Annotated in this window: 19 protein-coding genes; 7 read left to right on the top strand and 12 right to left on the bottom strand. The window is 68.7% G+C overall.

Annotation, left to right across the window (positions count from 1 at the left end; genetic code table 11):
- Positions 1 to 126: 126 nt before the first annotated feature.
- The 3 genes from JD292_RS07010 to JD292_RS07000 are packed head-to-tail and all read left to right on the top strand — an operon-like array spanning position 127 to position 4,752.
- Positions 127 to 1,812, top strand: coding sequence for a thiamine pyrophosphate-dependent enzyme (locus JD292_RS07010; RefSeq protein WP_200132005.1), 1,686 nt, complete (start codon positions 127 to 129; stop codon positions 1,810 to 1,812).
- Complete coding sequence (locus JD292_RS07005; RefSeq protein WP_200132004.1) at positions 1,809 to 3,458, top strand: amidohydrolase; 1,650 nt, start codon at positions 1,809 to 1,811, stop codon at positions 3,456 to 3,458. The genes JD292_RS07010 and JD292_RS07005 overlap by 4 nt, the downstream gene beginning before the upstream one ends.
- 46 nt (positions 3,459 to 3,504) lie before the next feature.
- Positions 3,505 to 4,752 carry a M20 family metallo-hydrolase gene (locus tag JD292_RS07000; protein ID WP_200132003.1) on the top strand — a complete coding sequence of 416 codons (1,248 nt, stop codon included), beginning with the start codon at positions 3,505 to 3,507 and terminating at the stop codon, positions 4,750 to 4,752.
- 54 nt (positions 4,753 to 4,806) lie between these two features.
- Here JD292_RS07000 and JD292_RS06995 read toward each other — a convergent pair whose 3' ends face one another.
- On the bottom strand, positions 4,807 to 6,165 hold the full coding sequence (locus JD292_RS06995; RefSeq protein WP_200132002.1) for a D-alanyl-D-alanine carboxypeptidase family protein: 1,359 nt from the start codon (positions 6,163 to 6,165) through the stop codon (positions 4,807 to 4,809).
- 174 nt (positions 6,166 to 6,339) lie between these two features.
- On the opposite strand from JD292_RS06995, the gene JD292_RS06990 reads away from it, so the two are divergent.
- Positions 6,340 to 7,515, top strand: coding sequence for an acetyl-CoA C-acyltransferase (locus tag JD292_RS06990; protein WP_200132001.1), 1,176 nt, complete (start codon positions 6,340 to 6,342; stop codon positions 7,513 to 7,515).
- 118 nt (positions 7,516 to 7,633) lie between these two features.
- Here the strand turns inward: JD292_RS06990 and JD292_RS06985 are convergent, their stop codons facing one another.
- From JD292_RS06985 to JD292_RS06950, 8 genes are all read right to left on the bottom strand, one after another.
- The gene (locus JD292_RS06985) at positions 7,634 to 8,296 is read right to left on the bottom strand and encodes a TetR/AcrR family transcriptional regulator (protein WP_200132000.1); all 663 of its coding nucleotides are present in this window, start codon (positions 8,294 to 8,296) and stop codon (positions 7,634 to 7,636) included.
- Between the two features lie 10 nt (positions 8,297 to 8,306).
- On the bottom strand, positions 8,307 to 10,073 hold the full coding sequence (locus JD292_RS06980) for an ABC transporter ATP-binding protein (protein WP_369411181.1): 1,767 nt from the start codon (positions 10,071 to 10,073) through the stop codon (positions 8,307 to 8,309).
- Positions 10,070 to 11,872: an ABC transporter ATP-binding protein gene (locus tag JD292_RS06975; protein ID WP_200131999.1), complete on the bottom strand. Its 1,803-nt coding sequence runs from the start codon at positions 11,870 to 11,872 to the stop codon at positions 10,070 to 10,072. Before JD292_RS06975 ends, JD292_RS06980 begins: the two co-directional genes overlap by 4 nt.
- 114 nt (positions 11,873 to 11,986) lie before the next feature.
- Positions 11,987 to 12,973 (bottom strand): siderophore-interacting protein, encoded by a 987-nt coding sequence (locus JD292_RS06970; RefSeq protein WP_200131998.1) that lies wholly within the window; start codon positions 12,971 to 12,973, stop codon positions 11,987 to 11,989.
- On the bottom strand, positions 12,963 to 13,763 hold the full coding sequence (locus JD292_RS06965; RefSeq protein ID WP_200131997.1) for an ABC transporter ATP-binding protein: 801 nt from the start codon (positions 13,761 to 13,763) through the stop codon (positions 12,963 to 12,965). The genes JD292_RS06970 and JD292_RS06965 overlap by 11 nt, the downstream gene beginning before the upstream one ends.
- Positions 13,760 to 14,803 carry a FecCD family ABC transporter permease gene (locus JD292_RS06960; RefSeq protein WP_200131996.1) on the bottom strand — a complete coding sequence of 348 codons (1,044 nt, stop codon included), beginning with the start codon at positions 14,801 to 14,803 and terminating at the stop codon, positions 13,760 to 13,762. The genes JD292_RS06965 and JD292_RS06960 overlap by 4 nt, the downstream gene beginning before the upstream one ends.
- Positions 14,800 to 15,840 (bottom strand): FecCD family ABC transporter permease, encoded by a 1,041-nt coding sequence (locus JD292_RS06955; protein ID WP_200131995.1) that lies wholly within the window; start codon positions 15,838 to 15,840, stop codon positions 14,800 to 14,802. The genes JD292_RS06960 and JD292_RS06955 overlap by 4 nt, the downstream gene beginning before the upstream one ends.
- A 7-nt stretch (positions 15,841 to 15,847) precedes the next feature.
- Complete coding sequence (locus tag JD292_RS06950; RefSeq protein WP_200131994.1) at positions 15,848 to 16,870, bottom strand: iron-siderophore ABC transporter substrate-binding protein; 1,023 nt, start codon at positions 16,868 to 16,870, stop codon at positions 15,848 to 15,850.
- 225 nt (positions 16,871 to 17,095) lie between these two features.
- Here JD292_RS06950 and JD292_RS06945 point away from each other — a divergent pair, with 225 nt between their 5' ends.
- A complete protein-coding gene (locus JD292_RS06945) occupies positions 17,096 to 18,151 on the top strand; it encodes an FUSC family protein (protein WP_369411180.1) in 1,056 nt (351 codons plus the stop codon).
- Between the two features lie 168 nt (positions 18,152 to 18,319).
- Positions 18,320 to 19,495: a thiolase family protein gene (locus JD292_RS06940; protein WP_200131993.1), complete on the top strand. Its 1,176-nt coding sequence runs from the start codon at positions 18,320 to 18,322 to the stop codon at positions 19,493 to 19,495.
- 54 nt (positions 19,496 to 19,549) lie between these two features.
- On the opposite strand, the gene JD292_RS06935 is transcribed toward JD292_RS06940, so the two are convergent.
- Both JD292_RS06935 and ddaH read right to left on the bottom strand, forming a co-directional pair.
- Positions 19,550 to 19,918 (bottom strand): hypothetical protein, encoded by a 369-nt coding sequence (locus tag JD292_RS06935; RefSeq protein ID WP_200131992.1) that lies wholly within the window; start codon positions 19,916 to 19,918, stop codon positions 19,550 to 19,552.
- Positions 19,919 to 20,137: 219 nt separating this feature from the next.
- A complete protein-coding gene (gene ddaH, locus JD292_RS06930; protein WP_200131991.1) occupies positions 20,138 to 20,908 on the bottom strand; it encodes a dimethylargininase in 771 nt (256 codons plus the stop codon).
- A gap of 237 nt (positions 20,909 to 21,145) precedes the next feature.
- Here ddaH and JD292_RS06925 point away from each other — a divergent pair, with 237 nt between their 5' ends.
- On the top strand, positions 21,146 to 23,395 hold the full coding sequence (locus JD292_RS06925) for an ATP-dependent Clp protease ATP-binding subunit (RefSeq protein WP_200131990.1): 2,250 nt from the start codon (positions 21,146 to 21,148) through the stop codon (positions 23,393 to 23,395).
- A 171-nt stretch (positions 23,396 to 23,566) separates the two neighbouring features.
- On the opposite strand, the gene JD292_RS06920 is transcribed toward JD292_RS06925, so the two are convergent.
- A complete protein-coding gene (locus JD292_RS06920) occupies positions 23,567 to 24,382 on the bottom strand; it encodes a GIY-YIG nuclease family protein (protein ID WP_200131989.1) in 816 nt (271 codons plus the stop codon).
- Positions 24,383 to 24,467: the final 85 nt, after the last annotated feature.

The following is a 24,467-nucleotide window of genomic DNA, read 5'->3' as shown; positions in this document are numbered from 1 at the left end:
CCGCCCCGGTAAACCCACCCCCCCCCCCCCCCCTCACCGGCCCCCCCCCCCCCCCCGGGGGGGGGGGGCCCCCCCCCCCCCCCCCCCGCCACTTCTTTCTTCACCACCCTGAGAGGACCAGCATCCATGTCGCAGTCGGCCGGCCACCTGATCGTTCGAACGCTCGAGACCCACGGCGTCGAGCGCGTGTATGCGGTCCCCGGTGAGAGCTACCTCGATGTCCTCGACGGGTTGCACGACTCGGGAGTCGAGACCGTCGTCTGCCGCCACGAGGGCGGCGCGGGATTCATGGCGCTCGCGGAGGGTCGGCTCACGGGGCGCCCGGGGATCGCGATGGTGACCCGCGGTCCCGGCGCCGCGAACGCGATGATCGCGATCCACACCGCCTGGCAGGATGCGACCGCCCTCGTCCTCTTCGTGGGTCTCGTCCCGGTTGCCGATCGGGAGCGCGAGGCGTTTCAGGAGTTCAGCCTCACCGGCTGGTTCGGCTCGACCGCGAAGCGCGTGATGACGATCGACAACGCGGATCGCGCGGGCGAACTCGTCGCCGAGGCACTGCGCATCGCGGCCTCGGGGCGCCCGGGGCCCGTCGTGGTCGGCCTGCCTGAGGACGTGCTCGTGCACCTCACGGACGCGCAGGCGCCCACCCCGATCCCAGCCCCGCAGCCCACGCCGTCCGAGGCGGAGCTCGATGACCTGGTCGCGCGCCTCGCCGCGGCCGAGCGGCCCGCGTTCGTGCTCGGTGGCGACGGCTGGCAGGGCGGCGAGGGGCGCGCACTGGCCGAGTTCGCTTCGGCCGCCGGGATCCCGGTGTTCTGCGACTGGCGCGCCTACGACGCCGTCCCGCACGAGGGTCCGGCCTGGGCGGGCTGGCTCGGCTACGGCCGCGCCGACGCGGTCGCCGCCGGTTACGCCGAGGCGGACCTGCTCGTCTTCGTCGGCTGCACCCGCTCGGACGTGCTGAGCGACGGCTACACGGTCGGCTTCGAGGCCGAGACCGTGATCGTCGAGGCTGATCCGGAGGCCACGCAGCACGCCGGCCGGATCGACCGCATCATCCTCGCGACGCCCTCCGGCTTCGCCACGGCGCTCGCCGGGCGCGAGGCCGCGGCCCGCGGCGCACGCGACGACGCCTGGATGGCGGGCCGCGCGGCCGCTCAGCAGCGCTTCGCAGCGCATCGCCCCGACACGAGCGTGCCCGGCGCGAACGCGGAGGCCGTGGCCCGCCGCGGCGTCGACCTCGGCGTCGCCTTCGGCGAGCTCGACGATCGTCTCGGCGGCAACGCGATCCTCACCTTCGGCGCCGGCAACGCGACGATCTGGGCGCACCGTTTCGTGCGCCACCTGAACCCCGCGAGCCTCGTCGGAGCGCGCAACGGCGCGATGGGCCTCGCGGTTCCCGCCGCGGTCGCGGCATCGATCGCCTTCCCCGATCGCACGGCGGTCGCGGTGTGCGGCGATGGAGACTTCCTGATGAACGGCCAGGAGATCGCCACCGCAATCGCCCACGGCGGCGCGCCCCTCGTGATCGTCGTCGACAATGGGGTGTACGGCACGATCGTCCAGCACCAGGAGAACCACTATCCGGGCCGCCCGTCGGGCACCCGCATGGTGAATCCGAACTTCGCCGAGTGGATGCAGTCGTTCGGCGGGTTCGGCGAGCGCGTCGAGGACACGGCGGACTTCGCCGCCGCCCTCGACCGGGCGCTCGCCGCTGAGGGTCCTGCCCTCCTGCACGTGGTTATCGATTCCGAGGTGATGCCCCCGGCTTCCGCCGAGATCGCCCCGGAAACTGAGGAGGTTTCCGCATGAAACTCGATCTGATCGTCCGCGCGTCGGAGATCCTGACGATGGATCCCGCGCGCCCGCCGGCCACCGCGGTCGGCGTCATCAACGGCCGGATCGTCGGCCTCGACGAGGAGATCGCCGGCCTCGACGCCGAGCGCGAGCTCGACTTCGGCGACGCGGTCGTCACGCCCGGCCTGATCGACGCCCACTGCCACACGGCGTGGTGGGGTCTCGGCCTCGCGGCACTCGACCTGAGCAAGGCCCGCGGCCTCGACGAGATCTACTCCCTGATCGAGGCCGAGGTCGCGCGCCTCGACGCCGCGGGCGACACGGACTCGTGGGTGCACGGGACGGGCTTCAACCAGGCGCATCACGGCGGGCACTTCCCCGACATCGCGAAGCTCGACGCGCTCACGGGCGACCGCCCCATCTACCTGCGCCACACCTCCGGACACGCCTCAATCACGAACACGGCGACGCTGCGCCTCGTCGGCGCGCTCGAACCCGGCTTCGAGAACCCGACCGGCGGCGTCGTCGTGCGCGACGCGGACGGCAACCCGACCGGTCTCGTCGAGGAGGCGGCCCAGGGCCTCGTGCAGGCCCTGCTGCTCCCGTACTCGACCGAGCGGCTCGTCGAGGCGCTCGAGGCTGCGACCACGCGCTACGCGGCCGAGGGCATCACGAGCTTCACCGAGGCCGGTGTCGGCGGCGGCTGGATCGGGCACAGCCCGATCGAGGTCGCCGCGTACCAATCGGCCGCCGATCAGGGCCGCCTGCGCGCTCGCGCCCAGCTCATGCCCGCGATCGACGCGCTCCGCCCGCTCACGGGCCACGCCGCCGACTTCGCGCGCGAGGGCGCCGGATCCGGGCTTGATCTGGGGATCCGCACCGGCTTCGGCACCGACGTCGTGCGCTTCGGCCACGTGAAGGTGTTCCTCGACGGCTCGCTCCTCGGCGCCACCGCCGCCGTCACGGAGGACTACTGCGGGCACGACCACAACACCGGCTACCTGCTCGACGACCCCGCCGCCTATCGCGAACGCGTCCTCGGCGCGTACCGCGCCGGCTGGCCGCTCGCGCTGCACGCGATCGGCGACGCGGCGATCGATCTCGCCCTCGACCTCATCGCGGAGGCGCAGGAGCGCTACGGCGCCCATCCCGTGCCGTGCCGCATCGAGCACTTCGGCATCGCGCGTCCCGACCAGGTGGAGCGCGCTGGCGCACTCGGCATCGCGGTGACCCCGCAGGCCGGCTTCATCGGCCCGATCGGCGATCAGATGGCCGAGCTCGTCGGCCCCGATCGCGAGCCGTTCCTCTACCGCGGTCGCTCCGTGATCGACGCCGGGATCATCCTCGCCGGCTCCTCCGACCTGCCCGTCGCCGACAACAATCTGCGACGCGGCATGCAGGCCGCCGTGGACCGCCGAACCGACAGCGGCCGGATCCTCACCGCCGCCGAGGGCATCACGCCCGAGGAGGCGCTCCGCACGCACACCGAGTGGGCGGCGCGCGCAACGGGTCAGATCGCCGACAAGGGCACCCTCGAGCGCGGCAAGTTCGCCGACTTCGCGGTGTTCTCGGCCTCGCCGCTGACCGCCCCCGACATGCGGGACCTCGACATCGTCGCGACCCTCGTCGGCGGCGACATCACCTTCGATTCGCGCGCCTGATCAGGCCGCCGATCGGGAACAACGTTCACGAAGTTAGGATCTCACCATGACGCAGCAGCACGACGACGCATTCCTCGCCGACTGGGCCGTGCACACCCGCTTCGGCGCCGTGCCCGGCACCAACGGGGTCGACCGGCAGGCGGGCACGGAGCCCGACGGCGAGCAGCGGCGGTGGTTCGCCGAACTGCTCGAGTCGCACGGTTTCACGGTGAAGCGCGACGAGATCGGCAACCAGTTCGGCCTGCTCGAGCTCGTGCCCGGCGCCCCGTACGTGCTCACGGGGTCCCACATGGACTCGCAGCCGACCGCCGGCCGCTTCGACGGCGCGTACGGCGTGATGGCGTCGGCGCACGCCTGCTTCCGGGTCGCTGACGAGCTCCGCGCCGATCCCTCGAAGGCGCGCTACAACCTCGCGGTCGTGAACTGGTTCAACGAGGAGGGGTCGCGCTTCAAGCCCTCCATGATGGGCAGCTCGGTATTCACCGGCAAGATGCCCCTCGAGGACGCCCTCGCCACGACGGATCACGCCGGCGTCTCCGTCGCCGAGGCGATGGGTGGGCTCGGCGAGCTGGGCGAGAAGCTCGGGATCGACGTCGCGTCCTACGCCGAAATCCACGTCCAGCAGGGCCGCAGCATGGAGGAGGACGGCGTGACGATCGGCCTCGTCGACGCCACCTGGGCCGCGCACAAGTTCGAGTTCAAGGTGACGGGCGAGCAGGCCCACTCCGGATCGACGCTCATGGCGGATCGCCGTGACGCGCTGCTCGGAGCAGCCCGGCTCGTCGTCGCGGCGCGCGAACTCGTCGACCGCTTCGAGCCAGAGGCCCTGCACACGGCCTGCGGCGAACTCAACGTCTACCCGAATTCCCCCGTCGTCGTCGCGAGCGAGGTCGGCCTGCTCCTCGATCTGCGCTCCCCGAGCGCCGAGGTGATCCGCGAGGCGCATCGCATGCTGATGGAGACGGTCGAGCAGGTGCAGCGCGAGGATCGCGTCGAGATCGAGGTCGTCGCCGAGCACTCGTGGGACCGTAATCCGTACCCCGAGGCGGGCGTCGCGCTCGCCGCCGAGGTCGCGGCCGAGCTCGGGCTCACGAACTCCCGCGTGATGACCGTCGCCGGCCACGACTCCACGAACATGAAGGACGACGTGCCCACCGTCATGCTCTTCGTCCCGAGCGTCAACGGCGTCTCCCACAACCTCAACGAGTTCACGCGCGACGAGGACCTGATCGCGGGCCTCAACCAGCTCACGGGCGTCGTCCGCAGGCTCGCGGAGGGCGCGCTCACGGAGTAGCCCGCGGCGGCGGGCGGGCGCCCGCGCTCGCGCGGAGCGCTCAGCCCAACCGGCTCACTTCCCGAACAGCTCGCGCGGGTGGGTCATCCGCCACCACAGCCCGGGATCCTCGATCGCCTGCTTGGTGACGATCGGGATCTCCGTCGAGCCGGCCGGGGATCGCAGGTGCGCCGTTCCCGCGCGCTGGCCCGCCTTGCCGACGTGAATCGTCCCGGGCTTCGCAGCGATACTCGCCTGCTCGCCTGGGACGAGGCCGGCGCTCACGGTTTTCGTGGCCAGCAGGTCGATCTTCGCGCCGTCGATCGTGCGGGCCGATCCGACGACCTGGTCTTTCTGCACGTATTCCTGAGTGACGGCGAGCTTTCCCATGCCGTCGAGCAGGGCCCAGCTGGAATCGCGGCGCTCATCCGTCGTTTCCCGCTGCAGGACGGCGCTGAAGCGGATCATGTCGCGGCCGTCGACGTCCTGATGCTCCGCCGAGAGGAGCGCGTAGCCCGCGGCGCTCGTGCTGCCTGTCTTGATCCCGAGAATCCCGTTTCCCTTGCGGAGCAGGGGATTACTGCTCTTCACCGTGCCGATACCCCACGGCATGTTCGCGCTGGGGAGGCGGGTGATCTCGGACACGGTCGGGTTCGCCATGGCGAGCCTGCCGAGCCGCACGAGGTCCGCCGCGGTCGACACGTTGTACTCGTCCATCCCGGTCGGCTCGAAGATCTGCAGGCTGGTGAGGCCGTTCTTCGCGGCCCAGGTCTGCGCGGCGGCGGCGAAGGCGTCCTCGCTGCCGAACACCGAGACGGCATAGGCCGCGGCGAAGTCGTTCGCGGAGGGGAGGAGCATCATCGTGAGCATCTGCTTCGCCGTGACCCGGGTGCCGACCGGGATCGGGAACGTGACGCCTCCCTGCTCGGCGTAGGCGTTCGCGCGCGCGGCGTCCGCTTCGGTCCAGGTGTGGACCGCGCCGTCGGTGCCCGCTGCGATGGGCTGCTGCTCGAGGCAGACGAGCGCGGTGACGACCTTGGTGATGCTCGCGATCGGGCGGGGCCGATCGCTGTTGCTCCAGACCTCGGTCCCCTCCGACCAGCCCACGGCCGAGGGCCCCTGCTGGCCGTCGACGAGCTCCTGCACCGGGCCCACGTCGATGACGAGGCCCTCAGGTCCCCCTGAGCTCAGTTCCGGTGACAGCGTGATCTGAGGATCGGGGAGCGCGGCCGTCGCGCACGCCGCCGTGTACCCGCCCGCGAGCAGCGCGATCGCGATGATCGACCCGATGATGACGCGCGCGTGGCGGCGCGGCGGCCGGCGTCTGGGCGTCTGCGCGCGCTCGCCGCTCGGAGCTCCCTGCGCGCCTTCGGGCCGAGCCTCAGGAGGACCATCCGGTCCGGTGGCTGCGGCAATTGGGGAACTGCTCTTCACCCGGGGAATCCTACCCGCGCCAGGTGGGCGTGCACAGTTGAATTGGCCGGTCCTGTGCGAGGTTCTCTGGGAGCCGGCCAGGGATACCTGGCAGGATGACAGGATCGGGCCCCGCGCCCGGAGTGCGCAGCCGCACGGCCGCACCGATTCGTCGCCCCTCCGAAGGAGTCCCAGATGACCGCGCTGATCGCCGGCTACGCCCGCACCCCGTTCACCCGCTTCACCGGCCAGCTCGCCGGCCAGGCCGCAACCGTCCTCGGGGCGCACGCAGCGAAGGCCGCGCTCGAGCGCGCGGGGGTTGCTCCCGAGGCCGTCGACTCGGTCGTCGTGGGGCAGGTGCTCCAGGCGGGCGCCGGTCAGAACCCCGCACGCCAGACGGCGGTCGGCGCCGGGATCCCGCTCACGGTTCCCGCGATCACGATCAACGCGGTCTGCCTCTCCGGAACCGAGGCCGTCTCGCAGGCCGTTCGCCTGATCAACGCGGGCGAGGCCGACGTGGTGCTCGCGGTCGGCCAGGAGTCGATGTCGCTCGCCCCGCACGTCGCCCCGCTGCGCGCCGGCACGAAGTACGGCACGGCTCAGTTCGTCGACACGGTCGACCACGACGGCCTGTCCGACGCATTCGAGCAGACCGCGATGGGCGCGCTCACCGAGCAGGGCAACGGCCCGCTCGGCCTCACCCGTGAGGAGCAGGACGCGTTCGCCGCCGCCTCGCACCAGCGCGCCGCGGCATCGGCCGAGTTCTTCGCGGGCGAGATCGCCCCGTTCACGGTCGCCTCGCGCCGCGGCGACACGGTCGTCTCCGCCGACGACGGGATCCGCGCGGACACCACGGTCGAGACGCTCGCCGGCCTCCGCCCGGCTTTCTCGAAGGAGGGCACGATCACCGCGGGCAATGCCTCGCAGATCACCGACGGCGCCGCCGCGCTCGTGATCGTGAGCGAAGCGGCCGCCGAGCGTCTCGGCCTCCTCCCGATCGCGAAGGTCGAGGCGACCGCGTTCGTCGCCGGCCCCGACCTGCACCTGCACTCGCAGCCGGCCCGCGCGATCACCGCGGCGCTCGCGAAGGTCGAGGGCGGCGCTGCCGCGGCCGATCTCGCGGCCGTGGAGATCAACGAGGCGTTCGCCGCGGTCGGCGTCGAATCGGGCCGCGAGCTGGGCCTCGATCCGGCCGTCGTCAACATTCACGGCGGGGCGATCGCCCTGGGTCACCCGATCGGCGCCTCGGGCGCGCGCATCGTCGGCACCCTCGCCCGCGAGCTCGCCGAGGCGGGTTCCGGCTCGCTCGGCGCCGTCGGCATCTGCGGCGGCGGCGGGCAGGGCAGCGCGGTGGTGCTGCGGGCGCTCTGATCGGCGACCCCGCTGTCACGCCGTCCCTCGCTTGCGCGGGGGACGGCGTCGTCATTTCCGGGACAGGCCCTTTTCCCAGATCCGGCGCCGCGGGATCCGGGCCATGGCGCAGGGGGCCCTAGAACTCCGGCCAGTTGCTGTGGAGGCCCTCCAGGATGAAGTCGATCTTGACGTCGAGGATTGCGCGGGTGGCCCAGGAGTCTTCGGGGCGGAGCAGCGCGTCCGCGTCGGTGGTGGAGTCGCGGGCGGCTTCGAGGCCGGTCCTGCCGTCGTCACGGGTGGCTCGCATGGCGGCGACCCCGAGGTGGGAGGCGAACACGGTGTCCCCGATGAAGTCGAGTGCGAACGTCACCTGGCGGAGGCCGATTCCCTGCGCGCCGAGGTGCTCGGCGTAGTCGCGGAATACGGGTTCCACTCGAACGGCCGCGGTCGGGGTCGAGAAGAGGACCCGTTCAAAGCCCGGGAAGTCTTCGCACAGGCGCCAGGCCTCGTCCGCCCACAGCTGCAAGGCCGACCGCCAGTGCGTTCCTGGAGCGGGGCGGGCCACGGTTGCTCCCACGGCATCGATGCAGGCCAGCACGAGGTCGTCACGCGAGGGGAAGAGCCGGTAGATCGCGGCCGGCACCACCCCGAGGCGTTTTGCCACGGCGGCCATGGTGAAGCGGTCGATCCCCTCGGCGCACGCGGCCTCTACGACCTCGGCCGCGGTGAACACCGGCTTGCGGCCGACTTTCTTCCCCACGAGCGCCGCGCCGTGCCGGGGCGTGGTCGTCTCGTTCATCCCGGTCAGCCTACGGCGCGACCTCCGTGATCCGCCACCCCTGGGCCTCCTGGAGCCGGTCCCAGAAGCGCGCGTACGTGCCGCCCTGCGCGAGCAACTCCTCGTGGGTGCCCTGGGCTTCGACCCCACCGTGCTCGTCGAGCGCGATGATGCGATCCGCCTTGGCGATGGTGTCGAGGCGGTGCGCGATGATCAGGACGGTGGCGGTCGTCCGCAGCCGCTCGACCGCCGCGACGATGTGCGCCTCGTTCTCGACGTCCAGCGCCGAGGTCGCCTCGTCGAGCAGGACGATCGGCGAACGCTTCAGCAGCGCGCGGGCGATCGCCACGCGCTGGCGCTCCCCGCCGGAGAGGGCGCGTCCGCCCTCTCCGACGCGTGAGTTCCAGCCGTCGGGCAGCCGCTCGGCGATTTCGGTGACTCCGGCGAGATCCGCCGCCTCACGAATCTCCTCCTGTGTGGCCTCGGGGCGGCCGATCGCGATGTTCGCCTCGAGGCTCTCGTCGAAGAGGTAGACGTCCTGGAACACCATCGAGAGCTGTCCCATGAGCTGTTCGCCGGTCTGCTCGCGAACGGGGAGGCCGCCGACCCGCACGGTGCCGGCATCGGCGTCGTAGAAGCGCGAGATCAGCCGAGCGATCGTGGTCTTCCCGCTGCCTGAGGGGCCGACGAGCGCGACCATCGAACCGGCCGGAACGGAGAACGATACCTCGCGCAGCACGGGCTTAGTTCCCGGGGCGTACGAGAAGGAGACGCGGTCGAGTTCGATGGTGCCTGGCGCGCTGAGTTCGCCCGGTGCCGGAGGTTCGGGGAGCGGATCGGAGGTGAGCACGCCCTCGAGCGCGTCGAGGAGGGGCCGCCGCGATTCGAGGCCCATGGCGCCCTCGGTGATGGCGGAAAGCGTCGATGTGAACCGGAGCGCGAGGCCGATGAACGCGAGTGCGGGGATCGGCGCCAGCGTCCCCGCGACGGCGAGGGTTCCGGTGACGGTGATGAGGGCGACGATCACGGCCTGCGTGACCATGCCGCTCAGCAGAAAGCCGATGATCTCGCTCCACAGCGATTGCTTCTTCGCGCGGCTGCTGCGCCCAAGGGCGTTTTCGAGCGGCGCGAAGTGATCGGATTGCCCGCAGGAGCGCAGGGCGCCCTGGCACTGCGCAAACTCGATGATGCGGCCTGCCAGATTCACCTCTTCGGGTTCGTGCACACGCCGGCCGCGCCGCATGAGCGCGCTGGAGACCAGCGTGATGACGATGAATACCGGGATCGATGCGGTCAGGATCAGCCCCAGGAGCGGATTCCAGAACCAGGCGGCGAGGACCACCGCGACGACCGAGGTGATCTTCGTGATGAGCGGCCCGAACATGTGCGCGTAAATCTCGCCGGCCTGCATGAGCTCGTTGGAGACCATGCGCGACAGCTTGCCGGCGAGGGGGCGCGCGAACCAGCCGAGCGGCTGCTTTGCGACCTGGTCGCCAATGAGCCTGTGGATGCTTTCGAGGAAGTCGAGTGCGACCCCGTACGCGCGCTTCGCCTGCCAGTAGTTGAGGCCGAAGCTGAGGGCGGCGAGCGCCGCGAACACGATGAGCCAGCCCGCGAGGTCGAGGCCCCACACCGGGGCGCCGGAGGCGAGCGAGCTGACCGCGGGCAGCAGCGCCGCGAGTGCGATGCCCTCGACGACTCCGCAGAGCGCGGCAGCGAAGATTGCCGGCGTGATGGCCTCGGGGCGCGAGATCATGCGCCGCATGCGAGGAATGATGTCGATCAGGGGGAGATTCACTTGGCGCCTCCGAGTGCTGCGGGGGAGTTGATCCAGAGCTTGGAGTATCCCGGTTCTGAGAGCAGGTCATCGTGCGTGCCGGTTGCGATCACGCGGCCCTGTTCGACGAGGATGATCTGGTCGACGCCGCTGATCACCTCCGGCCGGTGCGCGATCATGAGTACGGTTTTGCCGCGCACGAGGTGTGCGAGTGCGTGCTGGATCTGGTGTTGTGACTCGGGATCGGTCAGGGCGGTCGCCTCGTCGAGGATCAGCACGGGGGCGTCGACGAGGATCGCACGCGCAATCGCAATGCGCTGCGCCTGACCCCCGGAAAGCCCGCTGTCGGCGCCGTACACGGTATCGAATCCTCGCGGCAGGGCCTCGATCTCCTCGAGCACCCGGGCCGCGCGCGCCGCCTCGCGGATCTGCTCCTCGGTCGCATCGGGGCGGCCGAGGGTGATGTTGTCCCGGATGCTGATCGACGGGAGCTGCGGGTCCTGCAGGACGAAGCCGACGTGCCGGTAGAGGTCTGCAACGTGATCCACCGGTACGCCTCCGATCCGGATCTCTCCGGAGCGCGGGTCGTCGAAGCGCGCGAGGAGCGTGGCGATCGTCGATTTGCCGGATCCGGAGATGCCGACGAGCGCGGTGATCGTTCCCGCGCCGAGTTCGAACGACACATCGTCGAGCGCCAGTGCGGAATGATCGCTCGTTCCGTACGAGTAGGTCACGTGGTCGAACACGACGTCATGCGCCTGCGGCGCAGCGAGGGCGTGGTGCTCCGTGAGAACCGGTGTATCGAGGAGATCGTTGATGCGGCGGGCCGACGCCCCGGCCAGCTGCGAGGACCACGTCGATCCTGAAAGCACCTCGATACCGTGGGGAATCAGCAGCGCGATCAGGGAGGTTGCGAGTACGTCCGCCGCCGTAACGCCGCCGCCCGCGACGAGCAAGGCCCCGCCGCCGAGGTTGATGAGCAGGATCAGGGGGACCGCGAGGAGTGACAGCCCCAATGAGCTGACCCTGATGAGGGGCCCCACCCAGTTGAAGTAGAACACCTGGAATTCCTTGGCCGACTCCTGATAGGCGCTGTGCGCCCGGCCCACGCGACCGAAAGCCTTCACGACGGTGATCCCGGTGACGAACTCGACCATGCGCGCCGACACGACCCCGAGCTTCTGGTCCATCTGCACCGTGCGCTCGCCCATGCCGCGCATGCTGCTCACCATCGTGATCGCGTACAGCGGGATGGTCGCGATCGCGAGCAGGCCGAGACGCCAGTCGATGACGAACGCGTAGAGCATCAACGCGGCCGGCATGACGACCGCGACCGTGCCGTCGACCGGCTGATGCGCGATGAGGTGGTGGATGGTCTCGATGTCGTCCTGCAATGCCTTGCGCACCCGGCCAGAATTGGTCGAGGTGAACCAGTTCAGCGGGGTCTTGGAGAAGCGTCGGACCATCTGCTGCCGAATGTGGTTGCCGAGCTTGATATCCGCCAGGTGGGTGATGAGCAGCGCGGCGAGGTACGCGAGCAAGCGGAATGTGAAGGTCCCCAGCAGGATCCCGAGCCAGAGGAAGACCCCGGATTCATCCACCGCGGCACCGGTGAGGGCGGCTTCGATCAGCAGCGCGCCGATGTGCACGAGCGCGATGTACGGCACGACGGCGAGGACCGCGGTGATCACGGCGAGCGTCCGGCCGAGCGTCAGGTGCGTGGAGACCGGGCGCAACAGCCGTTTCAATGCCTGTTTGTCCGCGAGCTGCTGTGCGGTGTCCCGCCCCTCGGGCGCGGTTCCCGAGTTCTGATCTGGCACGTCGCTTGCCGACATCACACCCTACCTTTTCTCATCTGATGAAGAACAGGGTTCCCTTATGTATTAGTGAACGCGATTCAGAATAAGTGCAAGTCGGCGGCGTGGCAAGGGCCATTAGCCCCGCATCGCCACGCCGTGACGCCAATACCCCATGAACGCGACATCGGCGCGGTCGACCCGGAGTTCCCGCACGAGTTGTCTGCGCAGCGTGGTGACGACGCCGCTCTCGCCGGCGAGCCAGAACCAGCGCTCGCTCGGCACGGTGTCGGGACCCTCGAGGTGTTCGTCGAGGCGTTCTCCGAGGCCCGAGAACGTCGGTGTCTCCCACAGGGGGTCGGCGGTTCCCGAGTCCTCGACCTCAACGGTCGCGCTCTCGAATTCGAGCTGCTCGAGTACCGCCGGAATGAGGAGTGAGCCGTGTGCCGCTCCGTTTCTCGGCAACCAGCGAACCTCGAAACCTGGCGGAGCGGCGATCTCCATCCGGTCTGCGGGCAGCGGCACTTCGATGAACGCGATCCCGCGGCTGCTCCGATCCGCATCCTCGAGGATGCTCGCAATGGCCGGAGCCGCAGTCTCGTCGCCGGCGAGCATTACCGTGGCCGCATCACCCGGATCGTATTCGATGCCGCCTCCGACGAAGGAGCCACGTCGGGGCCCGACGATGAGGAGTTCATCGCCGGGAACCGCCGCGCTTGCCCATCGCGATGCCGGTCCGAGTTCGCCGCCGCCCGGGTGCAGGGCAAAGTCGACGACGACACGGGTGGCCGCATCCGCGTCAAGCTCTAGGGTACGAATGGTGTAGGTGCGGATCGATCCGCGGGAGTGTTCGGGCAGGTCGAGCCAGACCCGATACCACTCGTCGCCCGACCCCTCCAGTGGCGCGGGTCCGTGGCCGGGGCTCGGGAAGATGAGCTTGATCCGCTGATCGAAGTTCCGACCGGGATTTCCCAGTTCCTGCAGAGAATCGCCGCTGAATCGGATGCGGACGAACGAGGGCGTGATCTGCTCGACGGCGTCCACGCGTGCGCGGGCGACCGCGTACGGCGAGGGCTCCGAGTCGGCCTCGATCGAAGAACCCGCGGCGGCAGTGTTATCTGGCATGGTGTCGTCCTCTCGGGAGAATGAGCGGCGATCCGGAGACCGGGTCCTCGATGATCGTGCAGTCGAGGCCGAACACGTCACGGACTGTTTCGATGCTGAGGACCTCGGCGGGGGTTCCGGCCGCCGCGACGCCGCCCGCTCGGAGTGCGATGAGATACTCCGAATAGCGCGCCGCGAGCCCGAGGTCATGGAGCACCATGACGACGGTCGTCCCGCGGTCGCGGTTGAGATCGGTGAGCAGATCGAGCACCTCGATCTGATGCGTGAGATCGAGATGGGTCGTTGGCTCGTCGAGCAGCAGAATGTCCGTGTCCTGCGCGAGCGCCATCGCAATCCAGACCCGTTGCCGCTGCCCGCCCGAGAGCTCGTCGACGGAACGGTCGGCAAGCTCGCTCGTGTGCGTTGCCTCGAGTGCGCTGGCGACCGCCTCGTAGTCCCGCGCGCTCCAACGGCTCATCGCCCCCTGATGGGGATGACGGCCGCGCCCCACCAGATCCGACACCGTGATGCCCTCGGGCGCGATCGGGGATTGCGGCAGCAGCCCGAGAACGCGGGCGACCTCTCTGGAGGGGCGCTGGCGGAGTGAGACGCCGTCGAGGATCACGTGCCCTGAGGTCGGGCGGAGCAGTCTGGCGAGCGATTTCAGCAGCGTCGACTTGCCACAGCCGTTCGCCCCGACGATCGAGGTGATCTTCCCGGGGGCGATCCGGAGATCGAGGTTCTCCACGATGCGGTGGGAGCCGTAGGAGAGGCTGAGCTCCTGTGCCTCCAGCTGATGCGAGACGGTCATATTGTGCTTCCTGTGCGGTTCATGCGGATGAGCAAGAGGATGAGGTACGGGGCGCCGAGCAAACCCGTGATCACCCCGACGGGATACTTCGTGCCGAAGAGGTACTGTCCTGCGAAATCGGAGATCAGCACGAGGAGTGCCCCGACGAGGCCCGCGGGTACGGTCAGGTTCGCGCCCGGCGAGACGAGTCGCGCGGCGATCGGACCGGACATGAAAGCGACGAACGCGATCGGGCCGGTCGCGGCGGTTGCGAACGCGAGCAGCGCGACCGAAGCGAGGATCACGGTCACCCGCGCGAACCGTACCGGAACTCCCAGGGCGGTTGCCGTGGCGTCTCCGAGGCGGAGCAGGTCGAGGCCGCGAGATGAGGCGATCAGCACAGGCACGCACGCCGCGAACGCGATCAGGAGCGGCGGGAGCTTCTCCCACGAGGAACCGTTCAGACTTCCCGTGAGCCACTGCATCGCGGCCTGGATCTCGAACGACGGTGCACGCGTGAGTACGTATGAGATCAGGCTCTGCATCATGGCTGCGATGCCGATCCCGATCAAGATGAACCGCACGCTCGTGAAGCCCCTGCGATTCGAGAGCAGGTAGATCGCCGCGGCCGTGAGGAGTGCTCCGCCGAGCGCAAAGAACGACGCCGCGGTTTCGCCGAGCGAGAGTGTGATGATACCGATGACGGCGAACGCGCCTGCGCCCGTGCTGACGCCGATGATGTCGGGCGAAGCGAGCGGGTTCCTCAGCATGGACTGGAATGTTGCTCCTGCGGCGCCGAACGCGAACCCGGCGAGTACGCCGGTGATCACGCGCGGCAGGCGGAGCTGCCCCACCGTGAAGGAGGCGCTCGTCGGTTGTCCGCCGAGGATCACTGCCGCGACCTCGCCCGGCGTGTAGAAGGTGCGGCCCGCCATGAGGGATAGCGCCGCGACACCGAGCAGGATCAGCCCGATGAAGACCGAGACGATCAGGGTCCTGCGGAATCGACAACGAGCGTCGGCGCGCACGCGCGCGGCGGGCTGCGAAAGCGTCGTCTTCATAGTGCACGCACCTTGTGCCGCCGCACGATCCAGATGAAGAAGGGCGCTCCCAGCATCGCAGTGATGATTCCGACTTCGATCTCCTGCGGTCGCGCGATGATCCGGCCGACAATGTCGGAGGCGAGGAGCAGTACGGCCCCGAACGCCGCGGAGAACGGCAGCAGCCAGCGGTGATCCGGCCCGATGAGCAGGCGGCAGAGGTGCGGCACGACGAGTCCGACGAATCCGATCGGCCCCGCGACGGCGGTCGCAGCCGCAGCGAGAACGACGGCGGCCGCAGCCGCGGCCAGCCGGTTGCGATTGACATGTTCTCCGAGCCCGACAGCGAGCTCGTCACCGAGCGCGAGGGAATTCATGGGACGTGCCATGAGAGCCACCACGAGGGCGCCCGCGGCGATCACGGGCCCCACCGTCGCGAGCGATGCCCAGTTCGCGCCGCCGAGGCCGCCGACCCGCCAGAACTCGAAGCGCTGCATGAGGTCGACCCGGGGCAGCAGAACCGCACTCGCGAGCGACACGAATGCCGCTGAACTCGCCGCACCGGCCAGGGCGAGCTTGAGCGGGGTCGGTCCGTCGCGACCGATCGACCCGACCCCGTAGACGAACGCGGCAGCACCGAGGCCCCCGATGGTCGCGGCCCCCATGTAACCGAACTGGGTACTGATCCCGAAGAATGCAATGCCGATGATCACCGCGGCCGCTGCCCCGCCGGTGACACCGAGGATGCCCGGATCGGCGAGCGGGTTCCGCGTGACGGCCTGGAGTGTCGCACCGGAAAGCGCCAGCGCGGCACCCACGAGCATGGCGAGGAGCGCGCGCGGGATTCTCTTCGCCGCAGCGGCCTCAGCCACCGTCTGCACGTGCCCACTGAGCGCATGGAAGACATCTGGTGCGCCGACGCTTTTGACGCCGAATAGGAGCGAGATTGTCGCGAGAAGCAGGATGAGGATCAGCAATGAGCAGAACAGCAGACTGCGCCGAGCTGCGGAGTGACGCATGGCAGCGAGACCCGGCAGCTCGGCGCCGCGAAGCGCCATGAACCCGTTACTGCTTCGTGCCGGTGGCGTCCGCGAGAATGCCGAGGTACTTTTTGAGGCCCCAGTCCAGGGACAGCGCGCTCGGATTCGCCATCGCCGCAAGCGGAGTGTTATCGGGAATGACGGCAACATGACCGTTCTTGATCGCGGGAATTTTCGAGAGCAGCGGGTCGGCTTGCAGCTGCTTCAGCAACTTGCCCTTGGTGTCGCCGTAGACAGCGAACACATCGGCGTCATTCAGACGGTCCGCGTCTTCCGAGCTGACTTCCACGAAGAAGCGGGTGTTGTCCTTGGGGAGGGTGTCCATGAGCTTCGGCTGAGGCAGCCCAAGGTCGCGGAGGAAGCCCGGGCGGGTGTCGGGAAGGGTGAAGACGGAAAGCTTCGAGAGGTCGCTCGGATCCACTGAGGCGAACAGGACCTTCTTGTTCTGCAGCTCAGGGAAGGAAGCGAGCGTGCTCTCACTCTTGGTGCGCAGATCCTTGACCAGCTCCTGGCCTTCGGCTTCCTTGCCGATCGCCTTGGAATTCATTTCGATCGTCTGTTCAAGGCTCGTGCCCCAGGCGATCGAGGGGTAGGCGACCACCGGTGCGATCTTCGACAGCGTCTCGTACTCCTCCTTGGTGATTCCGGAGAACGCTGCCAGAATCACATCCGGCTTCGTATCCGCGACGGCCTCGAAGTTGATGCCATCGGTCTCGTCGAAGAGCACCGGCGTCTTCGCGTCGAGGGCCTTGAGCTTGTCCTCCACCCATGGGTAGACCCCGTTCCCGTCGTCATCTCCATAGGTCATCTTCGCCATGCCCACCGGGACGACGCCGAGCGCCAGCGCGACTTCGTTGTTTCCCCACGCAACGCTCGCGACGCGTTCGGGCTTCTTCGGAATGACGGTCGTTCCGTAGACGTGCTCGATGGTGGCGAACGCGCCTGCGTGATGGTCGCTGTGCTCTGACGCCGGCGACGAAGAGCAGGCCGCGACTGTCAGGGAGAGTGAGGCGGCCAGGATCAAGCCAAGGGTTCGGGAGAGACGCATGGGCATTCCTTTCGGGGGGGGGGTGCCACGGAGGGGGTGGATCAACATCATCTGTTGAAGGTTAGGTGACCCTCAGGACTATAGGGCACAACGGCGATTCAGGAAACGGGAGATTTCCTCGAGGAGGGCCCGGCGAGCGGTCGGACTCTCGCTGCTGGGCGCAAGAGACGTCGGGAATCAACGGCGTAATCCCCGATAGAATGGCCCTTTCGTGAGGGGAGCGGCGTGCACGGGTTCGACAGGATGCTCTCGGCCGCACGCACGGCGTTTCTGAGCCTCTTCGTCGTTTCGAGCGACGCACCTCCGCGCGGTTGGATCGCGCTCCGCGCCGCGATCTCGATCGGTGTCCCGCTTGGTCTCCTGACCGCGCTGGGGCATGAGGCCATCGGCATCCAGACCTCGGCCGGTGCGTTCGTCGCGCTCTACGCGGCTGGACACGGCGCCAGGGAGCGCGCGAAGGTGCTGCCGGCGGTTGCCGGGGTGATCATCGCGTGCGCGGCGCTCGGCGTTCTGCTCGCGCCCAGCGTGATCTGGACCGCGATCGGCCTCGTCGTCGTCGCCGTGGGCACGAGCGCCTTCGCCTTCGGCTACCGCCTCGGCCCGCCTGGACCGGTGTTTTTCGTGCTCGTGTACGGCTTGTCTGGCAACATCACGACCGTGGTCGATGGCCAGCGCGTCAACGACCCCGTCGTCTACCTCCTGGCCGTCGCTGCGGGCGCTGCGTTCTCCTATCTCGTGGCGCTCGCTCCGCTTGTTCGCCCTGCGGAGCGCTGGCGCGCTGCCCGTCCGATTCGCGAGCTGCTCCCCGGCCCGTGGCTCGGCAAGGGTGAGCTGGAACTCCTGTTCAGGATCTTGATCATCGCTGTTCTCGGGATCGTGTTGAGCGCCTGGCTCGCCGATCCGCACCGCGCGTACTGGGCCGTTTCCACCGGTGTCGCGGTCGTCGGCCTGAGCGCGGTGCGCAGCCACGCGATCGCGCGGGGAGTGCACCGCACCGTCGGCACGCTGCTCGGTGCAGCGCTGGCGCTCGCCGTCGCCCCGCTCGGAAGGAACGCGCTCGCGCTCGTGCTCGTGGTGACGGCGCTGCAGTTCCTGATCGAGCTCGTCGTGGTGCGGAACTACGCGCTCGCGCTCGTGTTCATTACGCCGCTCGTGCTCCTGATCACCGTCGCGGCGACGGGCGCCGGCGACGTGATCGGCCCCACCTGGGAGCGGGTGATCGACACCGTGATCGGTTCGTGTCTCGCCGTTGTCACCGGCGTCCTGCACCGGCGCAACTAGTCCCGCGGGGCGGGCCTGCACAGCGCTTCCCCCGGCCGGTGGGCGTCGATGGCGTAGGAATCTGGGTGCTGACCGGGCAGAATGCTGCTCAGGATCGGACTTCGGCCATGCCGGATCCGGATCGGCAGCGGCGCCGCGCACGCGGTGCCCGTGACGTGAGGGAGCATCATGACCGGGTCATTCGTGTTCGACGCCGTGCGCACCCCGTTCGGAAGGGTCGGCGGCGCGCTCGCGGGGGTCCGCCCCGACGATCTCGCGGCCGCGGTGCTCGCTGAGACGGTCGCGCGCGTGGGACTGGGCCCCGCGCGCATCGACGACGTGATCCTGGGCGCCGCGAACCAGGTCGGCGAGGACAACCGGAACGTGGCGCGCTTCGCCGCGCTCCTCGCCGGGTTTCCCACGTCCGTGACGGGCGCGACCGTGAACCGGCTCTGCGGGTCCTCGCTCGAGGCCGTGATCCAGGGGTCGCGGGCGATCGAGTCGGGCGACGCCGAACTCGTGCTCGCGGGCGGCGTCGAGTCGATGACGCGGGCGCCGTACGTGCTTGAGAAGGACGCGAAGCCCTGGTCGGCGCAGGGATCCCCGCGAATCTGGAACACGTCGATCGGGTGGCGGATGACGAATCCGCGCCTGCCGGGCGAGTGGACGCTCCCGAACGGGGAGGTCGCGGAGCGCGCCGCGAGAATCGGCGGGATCACCCGTGAGGCGCAGGACGCGTTTGCCCTGCGCTCGCACCGGCTGGCCGCAGAGGCGTGGGGTGCGGGGGTCTATGACCGAGAGGTCATGCGGGTCCCGGGAGTCGAGCTGGCGCGCGACGAGGGGATCCGTGCCGACACCTCGCTCGAACGCTTGGCCGCGCTCGAACCGGTGTTCGCCACCGACGACGCGGCCAGCGTGACCGCGGGAAACTCGTCGCCCATCAGCGACGGCGCCTCCGCGGTGCTGCTCGGGGCCGAGGGTGCGCTCGACGCCGATCCCCTCGTCCGTATCGCGGCTCGTGCCGCCTTCGCCGTGGACCCGCAGGACTTCCCGTTCGCCCCGATCGAGGCGGCCAATCGGGCGCTCGCGCGTGCGGGCCGCTCCTGGGGCGACGTCGACCTCGTCGAACTCAATGAGGCGTTCGCTTCACAGGCGCTCGTGTGCCTCGCGGGCTGGCCGGACCTCGATCCCGAACGCCTCAACGTGCACGGCGGGGCGATCGCGATCGGCCACCCCCTCGGCGCCTCGGGTGGCCGCATCGTGGGGCACGCTGCCCACGAACTCGCGCGCCGCGGATCCGGCATCGCGGTCGTAGCGATCTGCATCGGAATCGGTCAGGGGCTCGCGATCGTGCTCGAGCGGTAGGGCGCCGTGGATGCGGCCGGTCTGAGGCTCCGGATCACCGAGGGGGCGCGGGTTTCAGCGAGAGCCGGGCACGGCATTCTTACTGAAATCACCCACCGGATGACTCGGCCAGATCACCAGGTGCAGCCGCTGGCCGAAACGTAGGTCGGAGTACTCGGAAATTCCGCCGTAGAGCCGCGCTGTCCACAGCGACTGCGCAATCAGTTCGGCGAAGATGAACACAGCTATCCCGAGCGGGGCGATCTGCACGATCCAATGGGCGTAGAGGAACGCGACGAAGAGAGTGCACAGGCTCGCGATTTTTGGTGCCCAGCGTTCGACCGGGACCGTCGCGTCCGCTATCTGTATGCCGAAGCACGCGCCGACGATGATCAGGCACGCGTACGCGCCGGGAGCTGACTGGAGAATCGCATCGAAGAACATTTGGATTCCGCCTTGGGGGCCCGGACAACCCGGGTGGTCGCGGACGGAGCGCGGTTCGCGCCGTACTCGTGCTGCGAGTACAACATCTCGCTCGAGTGATTTCAAGGGCAGAATGCTTACGATTCTGTGGCGAATACCGTAATTTCTTTCTTGTGGAAACACACATCGGGCCGGCACCGCGCGCTGCGGTACTGGCCCGATCCGTGGTGGGATCAGCCCCTAGTCGAGCGCGCGTACGCGCACCGAGAGGCAGGTCGGGCAGCCCTCGAGCTTCTCGTACTCGGAGATCTCCACCTCGGTGACCGTGTAGCCGAGGTCGCGGAGCATGGCCGCGGTCTTCGGGGCGCTCGCGGAAATGATGAGCTCGTCGGGGCCGAGGATCACGACGGCGGTGCCGTGCGGCTCAGGGACCGGCAGGAAGCGGTCGAAGATCGCGGGGTTGTCGACGTAGTCGGGGTAGCCGATCACGGTGCCGTCGGGGAGCGCCGTGACGGCGGTCTTGAGGTGCAGCACCTTCGTGACGGGGACGGCGACGACGGTGCCGCCGAGCGGGGTGATGATCTTGCGCAGCTGCGCGATCCCCTCGCCGTTGGTGCGGCCGCCGCGGCCGACGTAGACGGTGTCGCCGACCTTGAGGATGTCGCCGCCGTCGAGGGTGCCGGGCTCGCGGATCTCGGCGATGGGGCAGCCGAGCTCGGCGAGGGCGCGGCGGGTGCCGTCGGTCTCGGGCTTGCGGCTGTCGGCGCCGGGGCGGCTGATGATGGCGACGTTGCGGAACATCACGACGGTGTCCTCGATGAACACGGAGTCGGGGCAGTCCTCGGCGGGATCGACCTCGATCGTGGTCCAGCCGTGCTCCTGCAGCGCGTCGACGTAGCCGCGCCACTGCACACGGGCGCGATCCAGGTCGACGGCGACCTTCTCGATGTGGTCGACGATGCCGTCGTCGAGCTGCGAGCTGGGCTGGCGCACCAGGGCGATCTTGGACATAGGGGGTGTCTCCGTTTCGGTTGCTGCCGGAATTCCAGCGTATCGGCTCGGAGCGGAAGTGGTGGCGGCGATCCGGATCCGGATCCGACGGGTCGAAATGCTGTCGCTTCGGTGAATTCCCAGGTCCGGGCCAAAGAAATGGGTGGTGATTTCGTTCGCTCTGGGATAAAGTTGAGTCACATACACTCAAGTTTGCGATCAAGGGATCGTGACCGTCTGCACCGAGAAAGGACCCATATGCAGGCCAATTGGCAGCCCGCCCAGGGCGAAGGCGAACAATCCGCCCTCGAGCAGTTCGGCGTCAACCTCACGGAAGTCGCCCGCTCGGGCAAGCTCGACCCGGTCATCGGCCGGGACTCAGAAATCCGTCGCGTCAGCCAGGTGCTCACGCGGCGCACCAAGAACAACCCCGTCCTGATCGGCGAGCCGGGTGTCGGCAAGACCGCCGTCGTCGAGGGCCTCGCCCAGCGCATCGTCGCTGGCGACGTCGCCGACTCGCTGAAGGACAAGGAACTCATCTCCCTCGACATCTCGGCCCTCATCGCGGGCGCGAAATACCGCGGCGAGTTCGAGGAGCGCATGAAGGCCGTGCTGCAGGAGATCAAGGACTCCGACGGCAAGGTCATCACCTTCATCGACGAGCTCCACACCCTGATGGGAGCGGGAGGCGGCGAATCGTCCGTTGCCGCGTCCCAGATGCTGAAGCCCATGCTCGCCCGCGGTGAGCTCCGCCTCATCGGCGCCACCACCCTCGACGAGTACCGCGAGTACATCGAGAAGGACGCGGCGCTCGAGCGACGCTTCCAGCAGGTCTACGTCGGCGAGCCCACCGTCGAGGACACGATCGCGATCCTGCGCGGCCTGAAGGAGCGTTACGAGGCCCACCACAAGGTCACGATCGCGGACTCCGCGCTCGTCGCGGCGGCCTCGCTGTCGAACCGGTACATCACGGCCCGCCAGCTCCCGGACAAGGCGATCGACCTGATCGACGAGGCCGCGTCGCGCCTCCGCATGGAGATCGACTCGGCCCCCGTCGAGATCGACGAGCTGCGCCGCGCCGTCGACCGGCTGAAGCTCGAGGAACTCGCACTCAAGAAGGAGAAGGACGCAGCCTCCAAGGAGCGCCTCGAGGAGCTCCGCGAGGATCTCAAGACCAAGCAGGCCGATCTCGACGTGCTCGAGAAGCGGTGGGAGCGCGAGCGCGGCGACCTGAACAAGGTCGGCGAGCTGCGCGAGAAGCTCGACCACCTGCGCCAGGAGGCCGAGGTTGCTCAGCGCGAAGGCCGGCTCGAGAAGGCATCGAAGCTGCTCTACGGCGAGATCCCCGTGATCCAGAAGCAGCTCACCGACGCCGAGAACGCCGAAATGGCTGATGAGCCCGGCGGCGAGCCCCGCATGGTGAATGACCAGGTCACCGACGAGGACATCGCCGGCGTGATCGCTGCGTGGACCGGGATCCCGGTCGGGCGCCTCATGCAGGGTGAGACCGAGAAACTGCTCTCGCTCGAGAAGGAGCTCGGAAAGCGCCTGATCGGCCAGGGCGAGGCCGTGCGCGCCGTTGCTGACGCGGTGCGCCGCACGCGCGCCGGAATCTCCGATCCGAACCGGCCGACGGGCTCGTTCCTGTTCCTCGGACCGACCGGCGTCGGTAAGACCGAGCTCGCCAAGGCGCTCGCGGAGTTCCTCTTCGACGACGAGCACGCCATGGTGCGCATCGACATGTCCGAGTACGGCGAGAAGCACTCCGTCTCGCGGCTCGTCGGCGCCCCTCCCGGGTACGTCGGCTACGAGCAGGGCGGCCAGCTCACCGAGGCCGTGCGGCGACGCCCGTACTCGGTCGTGCTGCTCGACGAGGTCGAGAAGGCGAACCCCGAGGTCTTCGACATCCTGCTGCAGGTCCTCGACGACGGCCGGCTCACCGACGGCCAGGGCCGCACCGTGGACTTCCGCAACGTGATCCTGATTCTCACCTCGAACCTGGGAAGCCAGTACCTCATCGACACCGAGATGCCCTGGGGCGAGCGCGAAGACGCCGTGCGGGAGACCGTGCGCCGCGCCTTCAAGCCCGAGTTCATCAACCGGCTCGACGAGATGGTGATCTTCCACCCGCTCTCCGAGGACGATCTCGCGCAGATCGTGGAGCTGTCGATCGACCGGCTGCAGCGCCGGCTGGGGGAGCGTCGCCTCACCCTCGCCGTCACGCCGGACGCGCGCGGCTGGCTCGCGCACCGCGGCTACGACCCCATCTACGGCGCGCGTCCGCTGCGCCGCCTCATGCAGAAGGAGATCGACGACCGGCTCGCCCGCGCGATCCTCTCCGGCGAGGTGCGCGACGGATCGTCCGTGCTCGTGGGCGTCGCTCCCGACGGCGACTCGCTCGAGATCACGAGCGTCGAAACCCCGGCCCCGCACGGATCCGGATCGGGATCGGGATCTGCGGGCGAAAGCCCCGATGACGACGTGGTCGAGGCGGAGATCGTGGAGTAAGTCCGCGGTTCTCCCCTCACGCAGCTCGGCTCGCGAGCTTCGTGCACAACGCCCGCCGGCGTCCCAGTTCTTCACATTGGGCGCCGGCGGGCGTTCGTGTCAGGGGAAATTTGAACACGATTGACATGCTTCAGATGTCGGATGAGTGGATTCGAGGGGGGGGATCCTCGCTCAGTTGCCGTTCCAACGCACGGTGCCGTCCCCATCGATCCAGTGGTAGATGCGGTGTTTTCCCTGGCCGAAACGAATCGGCTTCAACCGGCGTCCCCGGAGTCCCTGCGCGTCCGCGTTTGTCCGGTCCAGAAGCGGGATCACCCAGTTGGAACCGTCCCGGTCGCGGTCAGGATCGCGTCCGAAACGCTCGCGATCGATCTCGAACGCGCCGATGATAAAACGTGAGGCTGGACGCGGACCAAACACAGCGACGAGGGTTTGCGGCACGGGAGACTCCCCGCTCAGCCACGATTCCATGTGCCGTTGGACCTGCCACCATTTTTCGCAGTCCCTCGCGATAATCTCGACATCCGGTGATGCAGGGTTCGCCTTCTTGCGGCCGTCCTTCATGAAATCACCGGCGGCCAAATATACGACGAGCGCCCCGCGGCCGATGCGTCCTAATTCTGACTCGCTAAGCGGTTCGAGCGGGACACGATCGGCGAGATTCCCGGGAACGCCGAGTGGCCGGAAACGGGTCTGGTCGCCTGGGGCGTCGTTGAATTCCGGGTGCAGTGCGGAAATCAGCGCGGTTTCGACGTGGAGTCCTTCCTCACGGCTCCCATAGGGGCCCGCAATTTCCAACGAATAGTCTTTGCTTTCGATGAACCGCTTGAGACGATCATTGTGGCTTGAATCCTGGTGGCTCAGCGCACGCGAAGGAGATTCCCCGTAGCCCACATAGCGTATCTTTCCTCCAGGAGAGCGATAGAGATAGACGAAATGACCTTCCTGGGCGGGTGTGGACATACTCGGGGCCACCTGAGTGCTCATATCAATCAGTGTGGCAGCTGCCACAAACTCTCCGGGCCGATTGGGCCCCAATCCGTCATCGGATGCCGGCGTCCCAGTTCTTCAC

Source organism: Leucobacter edaphi (assembly GCF_016522535.1).
Lineage (GTDB): Bacteria > Actinomycetota > Actinomycetes > Actinomycetales > Microbacteriaceae > Leucobacter > Leucobacter edaphi.
Note: the sequence above shows the minus strand (reverse complement) of the source record. Positions and strands in the feature narration are given on the sequence as shown.